The 16,317-nt window shown below is 46.5% G+C and carries 15 protein-coding genes; 10 read left to right on the top strand and 5 right to left on the bottom strand.

The window, feature by feature from the left end; translation table 11 throughout:
* Window positions 1–29 precede the first annotated feature (29 nt).
* Window positions 30–1,976 carry an OmpA family protein gene (locus ACFQRK_RS05620; RefSeq protein WP_379004495.1) on the top strand — a complete coding sequence of 649 codons (1,947 nt, stop codon included), beginning with the start codon at window positions 30–32 and terminating at the stop codon, window positions 1,974–1,976.
* A 74-nt stretch (window positions 1,977–2,050) separates the two neighbouring features.
* Here ACFQRK_RS05620 and ACFQRK_RS05615 read toward each other — a convergent pair whose 3' ends face one another.
* Together ACFQRK_RS05615 and ACFQRK_RS05610 are read right to left on the bottom strand one after the other, a co-directional pair.
* A complete protein-coding gene (locus tag ACFQRK_RS05615) occupies window positions 2,051–2,890 on the bottom strand; it encodes a prephenate dehydrogenase (protein WP_379004493.1) in 840 nt (279 codons plus the stop codon).
* 24 nt (window positions 2,891–2,914) lie between these two features.
* Window positions 2,915–4,090, bottom strand: coding sequence for a pyridoxal phosphate-dependent aminotransferase (locus tag ACFQRK_RS05610; RefSeq protein WP_379004491.1), 1,176 nt, complete (start codon window positions 4,088–4,090; stop codon window positions 2,915–2,917).
* A 108-nt stretch (window positions 4,091–4,198) separates the two neighbouring features.
* Between ACFQRK_RS05610 and ACFQRK_RS05605 the strand changes: the two genes are divergently transcribed.
* The 5 genes from ACFQRK_RS05605 (at window position 4,199) to ACFQRK_RS05585 (ending at window position 9,305) form a co-directional block, all read left to right on the top strand.
* Entirely contained in the window at window positions 4,199–6,019 is a 1,821-nt protein-coding gene (locus tag ACFQRK_RS05605; protein ID WP_379004489.1) for an ABC transporter ATP-binding protein, read from the top strand.
* A gap of 72 nt (window positions 6,020–6,091) precedes the next feature.
* Complete coding sequence (gene mqnE / locus ACFQRK_RS05600; RefSeq protein WP_379004488.1) at window positions 6,092–7,300, top strand: aminofutalosine synthase MqnE; 1,209 nt, start codon at window positions 6,092–6,094, stop codon at window positions 7,298–7,300.
* An 11-nt stretch (window positions 7,301–7,311) separates the two neighbouring features.
* On the top strand, window positions 7,312–7,935 hold the full coding sequence (locus ACFQRK_RS05595; RefSeq protein WP_379004486.1) for a histidine phosphatase family protein: 624 nt from the start codon (window positions 7,312–7,314) through the stop codon (window positions 7,933–7,935).
* Between the two features lie 6 nt (window positions 7,936–7,941).
* On the top strand, window positions 7,942–8,682 hold the full coding sequence (locus ACFQRK_RS05590; RefSeq protein WP_379004484.1) for a menaquinone biosynthetic enzyme MqnA/MqnD family protein: 741 nt from the start codon (window positions 7,942–7,944) through the stop codon (window positions 8,680–8,682).
* A gap of 146 nt (window positions 8,683–8,828) precedes the next feature.
* The gene (locus ACFQRK_RS05585; protein WP_379004483.1) at window positions 8,829–9,305 is read left to right on the top strand and encodes a MarR family winged helix-turn-helix transcriptional regulator; all 477 of its coding nucleotides are present in this window, start codon (window positions 8,829–8,831) and stop codon (window positions 9,303–9,305) included.
* Window positions 9,306–9,325: 20 nt separating this feature from the next.
* Here the strand turns inward: ACFQRK_RS05585 and ACFQRK_RS05580 are convergent, their stop codons facing one another.
* Window positions 9,326–10,069 carry a ZIP family metal transporter gene (locus ACFQRK_RS05580; RefSeq protein WP_379004481.1) on the bottom strand — a complete coding sequence of 248 codons (744 nt, stop codon included), beginning with the start codon at window positions 10,067–10,069 and terminating at the stop codon, window positions 9,326–9,328.
* Window positions 10,066–10,650, bottom strand: a complete 585-nt coding sequence (locus tag ACFQRK_RS05575; RefSeq protein ID WP_379004479.1) for a phosphatase PAP2 family protein — start codon at window positions 10,648–10,650, stop codon at window positions 10,066–10,068. Before ACFQRK_RS05575 ends, ACFQRK_RS05580 begins: the two co-directional genes overlap by 4 nt.
* Before the next feature lie 279 nt (window positions 10,651–10,929).
* Between ACFQRK_RS05575 and glmM the strand changes: the two genes are divergently transcribed.
* The 4 genes from glmM to ACFQRK_RS05555 are packed head-to-tail and all read left to right on the top strand — an operon-like array spanning window position 10,930 to window position 15,257.
* Window positions 10,930–12,315, top strand: a complete 1,386-nt coding sequence (gene glmM / locus ACFQRK_RS05570) for a phosphoglucosamine mutase (protein ID WP_379004478.1) — start codon at window positions 10,930–10,932, stop codon at window positions 12,313–12,315.
* On the top strand, window positions 12,296–13,744 hold the full coding sequence (locus ACFQRK_RS05565) for an arginine deiminase family protein (RefSeq protein WP_379004476.1): 1,449 nt from the start codon (window positions 12,296–12,298) through the stop codon (window positions 13,742–13,744). Before glmM ends, ACFQRK_RS05565 begins: the two co-directional genes overlap by 20 nt.
* Before the next feature lie 13 nt (window positions 13,745–13,757).
* On the top strand, window positions 13,758–14,666 hold the full coding sequence (gene ctlX, locus ACFQRK_RS05560; protein WP_379004474.1) for a citrulline utilization hydrolase CtlX: 909 nt from the start codon (window positions 13,758–13,760) through the stop codon (window positions 14,664–14,666).
* Between the two features lie 51 nt (window positions 14,667–14,717).
* Window positions 14,718–15,257 carry a DUF1543 domain-containing protein gene (locus tag ACFQRK_RS05555; protein WP_379004473.1) on the top strand — a complete coding sequence of 180 codons (540 nt, stop codon included), beginning with the start codon at window positions 14,718–14,720 and terminating at the stop codon, window positions 15,255–15,257.
* Here the strand turns inward: ACFQRK_RS05555 and ACFQRK_RS05550 are convergent.
* Entirely contained in the window at window positions 15,238–16,233 is a 996-nt protein-coding gene (locus tag ACFQRK_RS05550; protein ID WP_379004471.1) for an acyl-ACP desaturase, read from the bottom strand. The genes ACFQRK_RS05555 and ACFQRK_RS05550 overlap by 20 nt on opposite strands.
* Window positions 16,234–16,317 lie beyond the last annotated feature (84 nt).

Below are 16,317 nucleotides of genomic sequence, written 5' to 3'. Positions count from 1 at the left end.
TTGAACGCCTTCTTTTAATCCATAAAAATATGAATAAGAGATACTCAGGGATGCTAACCGGCGCGCTACTGCTAATAGCGGGCTTGGCTACCGCCCAAGAACAACCCAGCCTCCGGAATCGTGCAGACGAACTATACAACCGCTATGAATATGCAAATGCGGCGAAACTTTATACCAAACTGGTGGACACACGCAAACCCCGTTTGCAGGACTTAGAGCGATTAGCAGATAGCTATTGGAAAATGAATGATTACGAATCGGCCGAAAATTGGTACACCCGCATCGTACAACAGCCGAATAGTTCGCCAGAAAATCTGCTTCGATATGGAGAGGTTCTGAAAATGAACGGAAAGTACGCGGAAGCCAAAAAGCAATTGGAAGCTTATGCAAACGAAACGGGGAATGCTCCGTCTGTCGCGGTGCAAATCGCGGGGTGTGATTCAGCATTGCTTTGGATGTCGTCGCCTACACGTTATCGGTTACAGAATGAAGCGGCAGTGAATACCGTAAATGCAGAATTTTCTGCTTTCCCCGTAGGAAATCAAGTTTATTATACCGGCGAACCCACAGGTGAGTCCTCTGGAAATACATATGGATGGACGGGCAACGCCTTCTTAAGGATGTACACAGCACCGATTTCGCCGGAAGGTAACCTTGGTGCACCTTCATTTGCTGATTCAGACCTCAATAGCGGAGAATTCCATGTGGGGCCGGTTGCGGTGGACGAGAACAGTAAAACATGGTATGTAACGCGGACTTATACCGGCAAAGAAGGTAAACAACAAAAGGCGGAAGGGCGGAAATATCGCACCCAGCTATTGGAATTATATAGCTATCAATTGAAAAACGGAGTGTGGATTTCTGAACCGTTTCCCTATAACAATGTGAAAGAATATTCCGTAGGCCACGCTGCTCTTTCAGCAGATGCAAGCATTTTATATTTTGCAAGCGATATGCCCGGAGGCCACGGGGGAACTGATATCTGGTATTGCGAACGGCAGGCTGATGGAACCTGGGGCGGCCCAGTGAACGCTGGTCCGACAATCAACAGTGCGGGTGATGAACTGTTTCCGGGTATAGGGCCCGACGGGACGCTCTATTACTCAACTGATGGCTTCGCAGGTATGGGCGGGCTCGATATTTTTAGGTCGATCGGAAGTAAAAATCAATGGAGTAACCCAGAAAACCTAAAGTATCCGATTAATAGCGCTTCCGACGATTTTGCCTATCTGGTTTATGGGGAGGATGAAAACGGTTTCCGTGGGTTCCTCGCTTCCGATAGGCAAGGTGGCAAGGGAAACGATGATATCTATTCATTTTCGTTCGCCAATCCGAAGATTATCATCATTCTGAAAGGAACCACATCAGATAAGGCTACTGGTGAACGACTGCCTGCTGCCACCGTCACGCTGTACAACGGCGAGCGGAAGATTGAAGCCAGGCAGCAAAGCAGCGGCGAGGGAACATTTGAATTTGTACTTGATCGCAACAGGGAGTACGCGGTACTCGGACAGAAAGAAGGGTATCATGCAGATTCCGCGAAAGTGACTACATTGGGGATTACGAAATCCGATACGCTGGAAGTAGCCCTCCTGCTGGAGCCGGTATTCCGCGTAGGACAGACCTTTGAACTGGAAAATATTTACTACGATTTCGATAAATACAACATCCGTCCGGATGCGGCAATGATACTGGATGAGCTGGTTCGTACACTGCGTGACAATCCAACCTTGAAAATCGAGCTTTCTAGTCATACCGACAGTCGGGGTAGTCATGCCTACAATGAAACATTGTCGCAACGGCGGGCGCAGTCGGCGGTTGATTACCTCGTAAGCCGAGGCATCGCACGTGACCGGATGGTTGCCAAAGGATATGGAGAAACGCAACTGGTGAATCGTTGCGCAGATGGGGTTGCTTGTTCGTCAGCAGAACATCAAGCAAACCGAAGGACCGAAGTGACCGTATTGGAATACTAATATTCCCGTTCAACCTGAAAGTGAAGAAGCCGCCCCATTTGGGGCAGCTTCTCTTTTTTTTAGTTGAATCGTATTTATTTGAGAATCCTGCGAATTTTATTGGATTTTTTAATCAATTTATAGAAGGCATCATAATCTTCGTCGCTGAGTACTTGCTGGATGTTTTGCAGCTGTTTTACATGCTCTTGCAGCACCTCCAATACGTTCTCCCGATTCTGTTTAAAGATGGGTGTCCACATATCCGGCGAACTTTTGGCAAGCCGTACGGTGGATTCAAATCCGGAACCAGCCAACTCAAAAATCCGGCCCTGGGATTTTTCCTTTTCCAAAACAGTAAGTGCTAACGCAAACGAAGTGATGTGGGAAATATGGGATACGTATGCCGTATGTACGTCATGCTCATGTGCCTTCATAAAGGCTGTATGCATTTCCAATTGTTCGGTGATCGCGTCCACCGCATCAAAGGCGTCTTCGTCGCTGTGCACAGCATCCACATAAACCATCATTTTACCCTTGAATAAATTAGGAAGAGCTGCCTCCGGACCGGAGTATTCGGTGCCTGCCATCGGATGGGCAGCTACCAGCCGACCACGCTTTGGGTGGTCGGCAACCTTTTGCAGAATACGCTCTTTGGTCGATCCCATATCGACAACCACTTGATGAGTCACTTGATCAAGAACGGACGGCAATAATTGGAGAATGGCGTCCACGGGTATCGTGAGAAAAACCATGTCGCTCCGGGTGATCGCTTCTTCCAGTGTTGCTCCTTCGTCAATAAGGCCCAATTGTAACGCTTTTTTTAAGTTGCTGTCGTTCTTGTCGACGCCGATTATCTTTGAAACGGCCTTTTTTTCTTTTAGGGTGATGGCGACGGAGCCTCCGATGAGTCCGACACCAACAATGGCTATATTCATTTGTTGCACGTATTAGGATAGTGGTTAATCAATGTCCGACCCAGAGGCAACAGCAATGCGGTTGGAAGCTTGCTCCAAGGTGGATTCCGTGGCGCAAAGGCTCACCCGGATATACGACATGCCGGCGTCTCCAAAGATACCGCCAGGGGTGATAAATACCCTTGAACGGTGTAATACTTCGTCACTCAATGCGTGCCCGTCTGTATATGATTCTGGTATTCTGGCCCATACAAACAGACCTACCTGTTTCCGGTCATAGTTGCACCCCAACGCATCCAATAGTTGATATACTTTCTCCCTTCTGCGCCGATAGGTATCGTTCAGTTCGCTGTACCATTCCGGGCCTAATGATAAAGCCTTAGCAGCCGCCATCTGCACCGGGAGGAACATGCCGGAATCCATGTTGCTTTTAAAGCGGATAATCTCTTTAATACGCTTCTCGGCGCCCACGAGCATGCCCACTCGCCATCCAGCCATGTTTGCCGACTTGCTCAGTGAATTCAGTTCAATCGCTACGTCCATCGCTCCTTCAACCGCCATTAGACTTTTAGGACGGTCGTTGAGTATAAAACTGTAGGGGTTATCATGGCAAAGCAGAATGTTATGTTGCGTAGCAAACGCCACGATTTCCTTGAAAAATGATTCCGTCGCCATAGCACCGGTAGGCATATGCGGATAATTGAGCCACATGAGTTTTACACGACTTAAATCTGTTTTTGCCAACGCATCCAAATCGGGCAGCCAATTGTTTTCCGGTGTCAGGGTATAGGGAATGCCGGTAGCTCCGCTCAGCCGTATCGCTGCTGAATAGGCGGGATATCCGGGATTGGGAAAAAGCGCTTCATCTCCTTCAGCCAGGTACGTCATACAAATGTGGACGATCCCTTCTTTTGAGCCGATAAGCGGTAGCACATTTTGATTGGGATCCAGAGATACGCCATAGTACCGCCCGTACCAATCGGCAATAGCTTGGCGAAGTGGTAAAATTCCCTGATAATTTTGGTACGCATGTGTATCCGGACGCGAGGCATACTCGTAAAGGGTTTCAATAACCGATGGGTGAGGGAGCAAATCCGGACTACCTATGCCCAAGTTGATGACTTTCTCGCCGGACTGATTCAATGTCTCAATTTCGCGTAGCTTTCTTGAAAAGTAGTATTCTTCGGTGTGCTGTAACCGCTTGGCAACCTGTATTTGCATTTTTTTACGTTTGGGCGACTAAAATACGTAAATCCGGCCAATAATTAACTCCGTATTTTCAGGCCGCCTTTGTTTTTTTTGGTAACTTTGCCGCTTGTTTAGTGCTTGATGAAGACATACTTTAGACTACTTTCGTTCGCCAAACCTATCAATAAATTTGCGATTCCTTATGTTATTACGACGCTGCTGAGCGTACTATTCAGTACGTTGAATCTTGCATTGGTCATTCCCCTGTTGCACACACTCTTCAATACCAACGAATGTGCTACCGAGGTTGCAAAGCCGGAACATTGGTATGACATCATAGACTATTTTAATTATTTTGCAACGCAGGCTGGTATATTATATGGTCCGTACGAGGCATTAAAAAGAGTGTGCCTGATCATTGTATTATCGGTATTTCTTAGCAACCTCTTTCGGTATTTGTCGCAGCGGATCATGGAAAACCTCCGTATCCATACGTTATTGAATTTGCGGACAGCCGTGTTCGACAACGTGATGGATTTGCACGTGGGCTATTTTAATAATCAGCGCAAAGGGGATATCATCTCAAAGATCGCATCCGACGTACAGGTGGTGCAGTATTCGGTGACCGCAACGCTACAGGTGGTGTTCAAGGAGCCCCTTACGCTGCTGTTTTACATTGTAGCGCTGTTTATGATGTCTGCTAAACTCACATTGTTCGCCATCGCAGTGATTCCGGTATCCGCTTTTCTCATTTCCCGGATTGTCAAACGCCTCAAGGCACAGGCAACCCGGGCGCAACAGGTGTATGGCAATATGATCAGTTACCTGGACGAAGCACTATCCGGTATAAAGATTATTAAGGCGTTTAACGCAATGGGTTTTATCAAGAAAAAATTCAATGACGAAAATGTGTTGCTCGCTAAGATAAGCAGGCGGATGGTGAGAAGACAACAATTGGGGTCGCCCGTATCGGAACTGTTAGGCGTGGTAATGGTGGCTGTCATATTGCTTTATGGGGGCAAATTGGTGTTAAGCGGCTCAGGCGAGTTATCAGCGGCGACGTTCATCGGTTATATTGCATTGTTTTCGCAAGTCATGCGACCGGCAAAAGCACTAACCGATTCATTCGCCAATGTTCATTCGGGAATCGCTGCCGGTGAACGGGTACTGGATCTGATCGATCAGAAAAACGAAATGCCCGACGCTCCGAATGCCCAGCCGCTTACTGAATTTCGCGAAGGTATTTCACTAAACAACGTAAGTTTTGCGTATGGGGATAGGCAGGTACTCAAAAACATCAATTTCCAAATCCCCAAAGGTAAAACCGTCGCCTTGGTAGGGCCATCAGGCGGTGGCAAGTCTACGTTGATGGATTTAATACCCCGGTTTATTGAAGCTCAGGCGGGTGAAGTCCTTGTTGATAATGTTAATGTAAGGAATTTGAAAACAAATGATTTGAGAAACTTGATTGGCTTAGTCAATCAGGATTCCTTTTTGTTTAATGATACCATCTATAACAACATTGCCTTTGCAACGCAAGATGTAACCGAAGAAGATGTCATAGCGGCAGCGAAGATTGCGAATGCCCACCAGTTTATCCTGGAAACGGAAGCTGGATACCAAACGTATATCGGCGATCGCGGGATTAAGTTGTCGGGTGGGCAAAGGCAGCGGATTTGCATTGCCCGTGCCGTTCTAAAAAACCCACCTATCCTGTTGCTGGATGAGGCAACGTCCGCACTGGATACCGAATCCGAAAAATTGGTGCAGGAAGCGCTGGCCAAGTTGATGCAGAACCGGACTACGCTTGTCATCGCTCACCGTCTTAGTACCATCCAGAATGCGGATCAAATTATTGTACTCGATGCCGGGGTAATTGTGGAACAAGGTACGCACCAGCAGCTGCTAGCACATAATGGCTTGTATAAGAAGTTAATTGATATGCAGCAGTTTGGCGAATGACACGGTGTAAAACCACCATTAATTGTAAATGAAAGCAAGTTTAGCTAAATTTGCTTGCTAAGAGTTCAGGATATGGATGCAGGAAAAAAACTCACTTTCCTTCTTGAAAACAAGAATCTTGACGAGGAACTGAAAAACATCGCCACGAAGGTTTACTACGGACAGCGTATTAATGAAACGGAAGGAGTAATCTTATATGAGCGGGGCGAATTGGGGTATCTCGGGGTACTGGCAAATTTTATACGGGAAAAGCTGCATGGCGATAAGACCTATTTCAACCGGAACTTCCATATTGAACCGACAAACTTGTGCGTGTATGACTGCAAATTCTGCTCCTATTCGCGCCTGATTAAACAACGGCAGGACGGGTGGGAAGCAACCATGGAGGAGATGCTCAATCAAGTGAAATCTTACGATCATCAACCTGTGACGGAAGTTCATATCGTAGGAGGGGTGTTGCCGCAATACAACATGGCATTTTACATGGACTTGTTTGCCGCTATCAAACGCCATCGCCCGGACCTCCATGTCAAGGCACTTACTCCCGTGGAATACCACTATATTTTTAAAAAGGCGAAAGTGGATTACGCCACAGGTATGGCGATGATGAAAGATGCCGGATTGGATTCCATGCCGGGAGGAGGAGCGGAGATTTTCCACCCTGAAATCCGCGAACAGATTGCAAAAGACAAATGCAATGCGGAACAATGGCTGCAGATTCACGAAGAATGGCACAAATTGGGAATGCACTCCAATGCAACGATGCTGTATGGCCACATCGAACAGCATTGGCACCGCATAGATCATATGGAACGGCTGCGCCAATTGCAGGATAGAACCGGAGGCTTCCAGACCTTTATTCCACTTAAATTCAGAAATAAGGATAACCAAATGTCGCACGTTGCGGAATCGACGGTGGTAGAAGATTTGAGAAACTATGCCATTAGCCGAATTTATTTGGATAACTTTCCACATATTAAGGCTTATTGGGCGATGATTTCCCGGCAGACCGCCCAATTGGCGCTTGGATTTGGAGTGAATGACATCGACGGAACTCTGGACGATACCACCAAAATTTACTCCATGGCGGGGGCGGAAGAACAACACCCGGCCATGACAACGAAAGAATTGGTGGAATTGATACGTAACGCAGGTAAGCATCCTATTGAGAGAGATACCCTTTACCGGATCATTACCGATTACAAAGATGTAACCTTTGATGAGGACCGTGCCGATCAGCAACGGAAATATTATCAATTACCTGTTTTGAACGAAAAATAGCGCTAGATTTCTTGGAAAAAATACTCTATATCATTCGCCATGGTCAAACCGACCTGAACCTGAAAGGGATCGTGCAAGGAAGAGGGGTAGATTCCCCGCTGAATGAAATGGGCAAAATGCAAGCAGAAGCCTTTTATGCCCGTTACAAGAACGAACAATTCGACAAAATTTATACCTCTACGTTGCTGCGCACGCATCAAACCGTAGCTCCGTTTCTTGAAAACGGTTTGCCGATGGAACAATTGGAAGGCCTAGACGAGATCGGATGGGGTATTTACGAAGGCAGGGAACAAACTCCGGAAATTATGGAAGGCTTTTCCGACCTGATTACGCGATGGCGTAACGGGGAGCTGGATACATGCGTAGAGGGGGGAGAAACGCCTAATCAGTTGGCGCGACGGCAGCGAGAGGCACTTCAGTATATCCTTTCCAAAAAGAATGAGAAAAAAATACTGGTTTGTATGCATGGCCGGGCTATGCGTGTATTCTTATCGGTGCTCACGGATCGTGATATTGCATTGATGGACGATTTTCCGCACACCAACACTGCTTTGTATAAGGTTTATTACGATGGTGCATTTTCCATCGAGGACGCCTACAACATTGAGCACCTGGAGGGGTTATCTACTGAATAAATAGACATGGAAAAAGTTAGTATATCTGCGGTATCCTATACCAACACCTTACCGTTTATCTACGGTTTGCAACATTCGCCTATTAGCAGCCAGATCGAGTTAAGCTTGGATGTGCCAAGTACCTGTGCCCACAAGCTTATCCATAACGAGGTTGATTTAGGAATTGTGCCAGTCGCCGCATTGTTGGAAATACCTCATGCCGAAATTGTTTCGGAGTATTGTTTGGGAACCACGGGAGCAGTTAATTCGGTATTTATTTTCAGTGATAAACCGATCGAGGAAATCGGGTCGCTCCGATTGGACAGTCAATCTCGAACCTCCAATGGATTGGCGCAGATTCTATTGAGAGACTATTGGAATCGAGAGGTGATGGTGGTAACAGAAGGAGCAGCCGATGCATACGTTGAGATTGGTGATCGGACATTCGGAAAACAACACGCACATCCTTATGTCTATGATTTGCCTTGGTACTGGCAAAAACTGACAGGCCTACCTTTTGCTTTTGCCGCCTGGGTAGCCAACAAACCGCTGACAACATCATTCATCGAATCATTCAATGCGGCGTTAGCTTATGGATTGTCCCAGCGTGAAACGATTATTAATCAATTGCCGAAACGCCTTGATTTCGATTATCGAAGTTATCTCATGGAGAACATTGACTATCGATACGATGAGGGAAAGAAAGAAGCAGTAACGGAATTTTTGCGGTTGATGAAAACCTTGGATCGCGAACCAATAAATCGGTGAACAGCTGTTCCATTTGTAAAAAATGTTTATTTTTGAGTCGAGTCTACTAAGTATTAGTGTTTATTGTTCTCTTTTCAGAGGGATGTCCTCGGAACGCCTAGTAAGCTGTACGATGAAAAAGTAGACGTAAATTAATCGCTATTCGGATGAGGATCGAGGATGAAATACAAACACGTAAGTTTCGTAACGAACAACATAAAGCAACCATCAATATCGTTTTTACCAGTAATTGGATTACCGGCATCCTGGAAAAGAGAGCCAATCAAGCGGAAATAACGTTGCAGCAGTTCAATGTATTGCGTATATTGAGGGGACAATATCCTAAACCGGCAACCAATAGCTTAGTCAAGGAGCGGATGCTGGACAAAATGCCCGATGTTTCGCGTATTATTGATCGATTGGTTGCTAAGGGATTGGTATCCAGAGGGAAGTGCAGTACAGATCGGCGAGCTGTGGATGTCCTGATTACTAAAAAGGGCCTGAATACATTGAAAGCGCTCGAGGAAAGCATGATGATGATGGACATACTCCAAGAAAACATTACCGAGGACGAATGCCATGTCCTCAACGGATTGTTGGACAAGCTGCGGGGTTATCGACCGGATGAGGCACGCGAACACTGACAACGACTGACAGCATGGTTTCAGTGTGTGTGTGCGTCGAATAAAAAATTCAATAACGAAACGGCAACCCCTAACCCAACAGCTACCATTTTCTTTTTGTTGAATTTGTGGTGATCCGCCGAACCGGATTCGAAAAGGATCGTCGTGGATATATGGAGAAAAATGCCGATGACCACAGCCATAATCCGATCGAAGTATTGTTCGATATGCCCAATCTCTCCTTTGCTGATAGCGCTGCTAAGCAGGTAACCCAAAGGGGTCATAAATGCAAACACGGCCAATAGCAGGATAATATAACGTTTGGATAGCGATGTATGGAGTAATAAGCTGCCGAGGGCAAACGCCGCAGGAACGTGATGAAGTGCAATGCCAAAAGTCAACTGGGTTTGATGGTGCGCAGCCAACGGCATTCCCTCCAATAAAGCATGAAGACATAAACTTACCATGATGCCAAACGGAAAAACGTTTCCCGAGTGATGCCCATGATGAATATGTCCATGTTCGATGCCGTGCGAGAATTGTTCCAAAACCAATTGGAATAGAAAACCCAGCAAAACGAATAAGCCGATGGTTTCACTTGCTCCATCGTGTGTGTGATACACATGGGGGATCAAATGCAATACCGTGATTGCAAATAAATAGGAACCGCTGAACGAAAGAATTAATTTAAGGGCGTTTGCATTGTCCCGCTTTACGAAAAACACCGAAATACCACTGGCAAACGCTGAAATAAATAGGATGGAAACAATTAAGGAAGAACTCATGATGCGCTTTTTACAGAAGCAAACCCCGGAACGGTCATGCGGAAAACTAAACCGGTCAGATAACCGATCGCACTGCCCAGTAGCGCCCCGCCGATGATATCTAATGGATAATGGACGCCTACATATACCTGCGCGATACTGACCAGCGTTGCCCAGAGAAGCGCCAACCACAGGATTGGCTTCCAACGTCGGTAAAAGACCATAATCAATACCATCGAAATAGCGAAATGATTGGTGGCATGCGATGAGGTAAAACTGTAACCACTACCGCACCGGACCCGAACGGCAACCTCCTCCTTAAATTCGATATCGTTGCAAGGGCGAATGCGCTTTACCGATTTTTTGATCACAGAGGATGATAACGCATCGGCAATACCAAACGTAATCAATATAAAAAGAACAATAAGTATCCCTTTATTCCGGTAATTTCTGATGCAGAAAACAATGATGAAAAGATACAAAGGAGCCCATGTGTAGGGATTCCGTAAGACAGGCATGAGCCAGTCAAAGAAGACGTTGCTTAACCCCTGGTTAATCGCCAGAAATGCCTCTTGATCCCATGTAACGAGTTGATCGATCATGTAAATTAAACAAAGTTGCAACAAAAATATAAATTATTCCGGATTTTCAATTCGAATGGATGAATTAAATATTCAGGACAATGATTCCGATGTTCCTCAACCAAATTGGCGCTCAATTGCACACGTATTCTATGCGAGCAAACTTAATGGAGCGATCTTATGATACCAAAAAAAGATATTAAAAAAACAATATTTTATCTAAGTTTACCGCTGCGAAGATAGTATTATTAAAGTAGTCGGCCATTTAATAGTTGACCATTTAAATCAAAAATAAACGACATGACGTTAATTAAATCCATCTCGGGTATCCGGGGTACAATAGGAGGTAGGCCAGGAGAAGCGCTTACACCTGTCGATATCGTAAAGTTTACCGCGGCATTCGGCCACTTTATCCAAAACAAAACAGGAATCAATAAGGTGGTTGTCGGACGGGACGCTCGTATTTCGGGAGAGATGGTCCGAAACCTGGTGGTTGGAACGTTGCAAAGTATCGGGATGGATGTCGTGGATCTGGGGCTGTCAACCACACCGACGGTGGAAATAGCCGTGCCCAGCGAACAGGCGGGTGGTGGCATAATCCTTACGGCCAGTCATAATCCCGCCCAGTGGAATGCCCTGAAGCTGCTCAACAACAAAGGCGAATTCATCAGCGATTTAGAGGGAAGACAAGTACTGGATATTGCAGAAAACCTGGACTTCGATTTTTCAACCGTCGATGCGTTGGGTAAAGTAACCTTCTCGGATAGCTATCTTCAAAAACATGTAGATCAAATCTTAGCACTTCCTTTGGTGGATGCAGATGCTATACGGAAAGCTAACTTCAAAGTCGCGCTGGACGCCGTCAATTCTACCGGAGGCATTTTTGTGCCAGTATTGTTGGAAGCTTTAGGGGTTCAGACGGTTTACAAAATCCATTGTGAACCGGACGGGCATTTTCCGCACAATCCCGAACCGCTTGCAGAAAATCTGACCGATCTGTCGGCGTTGGTCGTGAAACAACAGGCAGACCTGGGGATTGCGGTGGATCCCGATGTAGACCGGCTTTGCTTCGTGATGGAAAACGGCGAGATGTTTGGCGAGGAATATACCTTGGTCGCCGTTAGCGATTATGTGCTTCAACACACTCCCGGGAACACGGTATCCAACCTTTCGTCCACGAGAGCGCTGCGTGATGTGACGGTCGCAAGCGGTTCTCAATACCACGCCGCCGCGGTAGGCGAGGTCAACGTGGTGACCAAAATGAAAGAGGTTGGCGCAGTGATTGGCGGAGAGGGCAATGGTGGGGTTATCTACCCAGCCACGCATTATGGGAGAGATGCCTTGGTGGGAATTGCACTTTTCCTTAGTTACTTAGCGAAAAGCGGTAAGCGGATATCGGAATTGCGGGCAGGATACCCGCCATATTTTATGTCCAAGAACAAAATTACACTTACGCCCGGACTTGATATCGATGGTTTGCTGGCGACAATGGAACAGCGGTATAGTCAAATACCCCACAGTACCATCGACGGGTTGAAAATTGATTTTGAGCACGGATGGGTGCACTTACGTAAATCAAACACCGAACCCATTATTCGGATTTACTCCGAAGCGCCGACCTCGGAACAAGCCGAAGAACTCGCAGTAAATATAATGAAGGAAATAGATGATATCATCGGCAACTAATCGGATTCATGTATCTTCGGAGGTGGGTAAGTTACGCAGAGTGCTTATACACAGTCCAGACAGCGGCTTGGGAAAAGTAGTGCCTTCCAAAGCACAAGATTGGCTGTTCGAAGATATTGTGCATCTGGATACGATCCGGGCCAGTGAATACGATCATTACGTCAAACTTTTGCTATATTTTCTCGACGAAAAGAAGATAAGGGGTCGGCTGTCCGATATCGATGCGTCGAAGAATCACCGAAATTTTTATAAACCGGATCATCCGGATTTCTACCGCTCAGACCAAGTCGTGGAGTTACAGCTGCTGCTTATGGATATTCTGGAAGACACTGCCATTAAAAGCCAGCTGGTTGCATCGGTTTGTGCCCTCGAAGCCTGCAGTTATGAAGTACAGCGCCGGTTGATGGGATATGCCCCTGCTGTTTTGGCACGGGTTTTTTTCAGTGGAACGTCCGATGAAAGCGAGCTGATTTTTCCACCGATACCAAATTTCATCTTTACGCGCGACATTGGAATTGTCATTAACAATTGTATCTTGCTGAATAAACCGAAAAAAGAAGCTCGCAAGCGAGAAGCATTGATTGCAAAATACATCTTCTTTCACCATCCGATGTTTGCCGATTACCGCCAGAATATAATCGAACTGATGGATAAAGAGCATCATTTTTTGATGCCTAACGACTCGGAAACCGAAAAGGTAACTTTAGAGGGCGGAGACGTCATGGTAGTCAGCGAAAATCATGTGGTAATCGGCATCAGTGAACGCACAAATTCGGAAGCGGCAGCGCAGGCTGTAAAAGCCCTTTTTGATAGGAATGTGGTCGAGAAGGTCTCCGTCATAAAAATTCCCAGCAAACGGGACTACATGCATATTGACACGGTATTTACACAGGTGAAAGCCGACGTGTGGGTAATGCTTGGCGATTTTTCCACCGAACGGATGAAGGGGCTGCGGACCGACGAAATTCAGTATGTTTTAGGTGTCCACCCGCGGACCGTCCTTAAGCTGGAAATCCATCAGTTTAAAAAGGGAAACGTTGCAGCACCCCGCTCTTTTCAGTCGCTCGAGGAATTATTGGTCGATATCAGCATAAGTGATTTCGGTTGCCCCCCAGAAAATGTACGCATTCTCTTATCAGGTAATAACCAGTTTCCTTATGATGCACGTGAGCAGTGGACAGACAGTTGCAATCTCCTGGCGCTTGGAAACGGTGTGGTGCTGGGGTATGATCGAAATGATAAAACTACGGAGGCGTTCCGTGATGCGGGATTTAAGGTGACGAAGGTGGAACATTTGTTGATACAACTGGAGGAAGGACGCGTGCATGTCGATGAATTGGCAGATACCCTTGTGCTTATGCCTTCCGCCGAATTGTCGCGTGCCCGCGGTGGCTTCCATTGCATGAGCATGCCACTACTACGGGATTAGATACACCGCTGTCATGACGCTATTGATGATTCGACCGGCACATTTTGGCTACAATCCGCAGACAGCGATAAATAACGCATTTCAAACCTGGGATGCGGATGACCACTCCGAAATACAACGGAAGGCGCTCAACGAGTTTGATGCCTTTGTGAAAATGCTGCGGAGCCATGACGTCGATGTCTTGGTGGTGCAGGATACGGAATCTCCCCACACGCCCGACAGCATTTTTCCAAATAACTGGATTTCGTTTCACGCGGACGGCTCCTTAGTTCTTTATCCCATGTTTGCCGAAAACAGGCGCCTTGAGCGCAAACCTTCGGTACATAAAGCAATCGAAAGGCATTTTACGATCCGCAGAACGTTGGACTACACCTCTTACGAGGCTCAAGGTAAATTTCTTGAGGGAACAGGCAGTTTTGTTCTGGACCGCGTCCATCAGATAGCTTATGCATGCCGTTCGCCACGTACGGATGAGTCCCTTTTTCAGCTATTTTGTAAGCAAATGGGATACCACCCGGTAATATTTGACGCTTTTGATGAGCACGGACAACCCATTTATCATACGAATGTGATGATGTGTGTGGCCGATCGCTATGCTGTGGTGACATGGGATAGTATTGCGGATTCCGATCGACCGCGGGTCGCCAGGATGCTCGAAAATTCGGGAAAGACACAAGTGCCGATCACCATGTCTCAAATGCAGGCATTTGCCGGCAACATGCTGCAGATTGAAAATAAGCAAGGAAAACGCTTTCTCGTGATGTCGACACGAGCTTATCGTTCGTTACGCCCCGAACAGCTTGAGAAATTAACCAAATTCAATTCCCTTATTCATATGCCATTGGATACGATTGAACGAAACGGCGGCGGCAGTGCACGCTGTATGATGGCCGAAGTTTACCTTCCGTTGAATGCGGGATAAATGTTACTTTTACTGAGGGACTTTTTCGCTATGACAAATCACAAGCTCTATATGATACTGTTAGGGTGCAAGCCGGAGGGACGGCACACCGAGCAACACGATGTTTTCTTTGGTATCGGTACCTCGTTAAGGGATCTGGTGCCGGAAATCCTTGAATTTTGGCCGGAAGCTAAAGAAAAGATTCATATCGACGCATGGCGGGAAGTGACGGTTGTAGATGGGTATTCGGTACGCGTAGCGCAACGGGATGTCCGTACAAACAGCGGGGTGAAGCTGTTTTTTGTGAACCTTGGCGGATACAAGGAAAACGACTTTGAAGAATACCACTACAAGTGCTTATCGGTAGCTCCAGATACAGCAGAAGCGGTCCGCCAAGCGAAGAATCAGACATTCTGGAAGCATAGTGTTTCTTCCCATATCGATGATAAATATGGGATTGATGTGGATGATATTTACGAAATTGAAGATGTGCTCACGTCACGGGCAAAAAACCAATTCGTAATCCAGGTGGAACCAGCAGAACAGACCACCCCGGATGAGTTACATCCGGGATATCTTAAACTAACCAAACTTATGCATGGATCCACTTGAAACGATATCGCTGTTCCGGCATTTTCATGCGATCGGCGAGACGTAACAACCGATCGGGTAGCCGCACCAGGTAATCCCGGGCACGTTCGCCGGCTTCGTTTAGCTCTCTGACCGATTCAACATTCCATTCACGCAGTAGCTCTTTCAGGATATCGACATAATCGACGGCTGTATATACTCCCAAACGTTGGGCCGCATCGGAAAAATGGGTGAAGGCTTCGCCTTGTGGCTCGCCAGACTCCCTAAGTAAGTGAGCCGGCATCACAATCTTTTTACGCATCATGTCCTCAAAGGCCACCATCACTTCACTAGCGTCAACTTCCATTGCCTTGGAGATGAAAGACATATAGGCTTTAGCATGTCTCGCTTCATCCGAGGCTATGACACCACACATTTTGGCCAATAACTTGTCTCCATCTTTTTTTGCAAATCCAGCTACACGCCTGTGGGAAACATTCGTTGCCAGTTCCTGGAATGAGGTATAAATAAAATTACGATAGGGGTCATTACCTGTACCGATCTCAATGCCATCCTGGAGAAGATATTGGGTGGAAATCTCCATTTCACGCATGTTCACCCGTCCGGAAAGATAGAGGTACTTATTGAGTAAATCACCATGACGGTTTTCTTCGGCCGTCCAGGCGCGCACCCATTTCATCCATCCACCTTGCTCGTTTTTGTCTACATCTTTCACCATCGTAAGCCACGACTCGTACGTAGGCAATGCTTCTTCAGTGATTGTGTCGCCGATTAACACCGCTACCAAATCGTAGGTAAGTTCTCGGGCGCTTTCTTGTAACTCTTTTATTTCTTCAAAAAATGTATCGCGTGAAGCATCAGGGAGGAGGTCGGCTGGTTGCCACATCTCTTCTACCGGCTTCAGGTATTCGCTCATCTCATTGAGCATAAACGGCTCCAAATAGGCCATTACTTCTTTCCGCGATCCTTCAGGAATCTGTTGTGTTAACGCTTGCATTACCGCAAAGGTAGTTAAATGCACCGATAAAGTTTTTTTAACTGTTCGAATATATTTAAAATATGACAAGAATCATATTTTTAT

Origin of the sequence: Parapedobacter sp. GCM10030251, from assembly GCF_042666505.1 — a bacterium.
Taxonomy (GTDB): domain Bacteria; phylum Bacteroidota; class Bacteroidia; order Sphingobacteriales; family Sphingobacteriaceae; genus Parapedobacter.
Note: the sequence above shows the minus strand (reverse complement) of the source record. Positions and strands in the feature narration are given on the sequence as shown.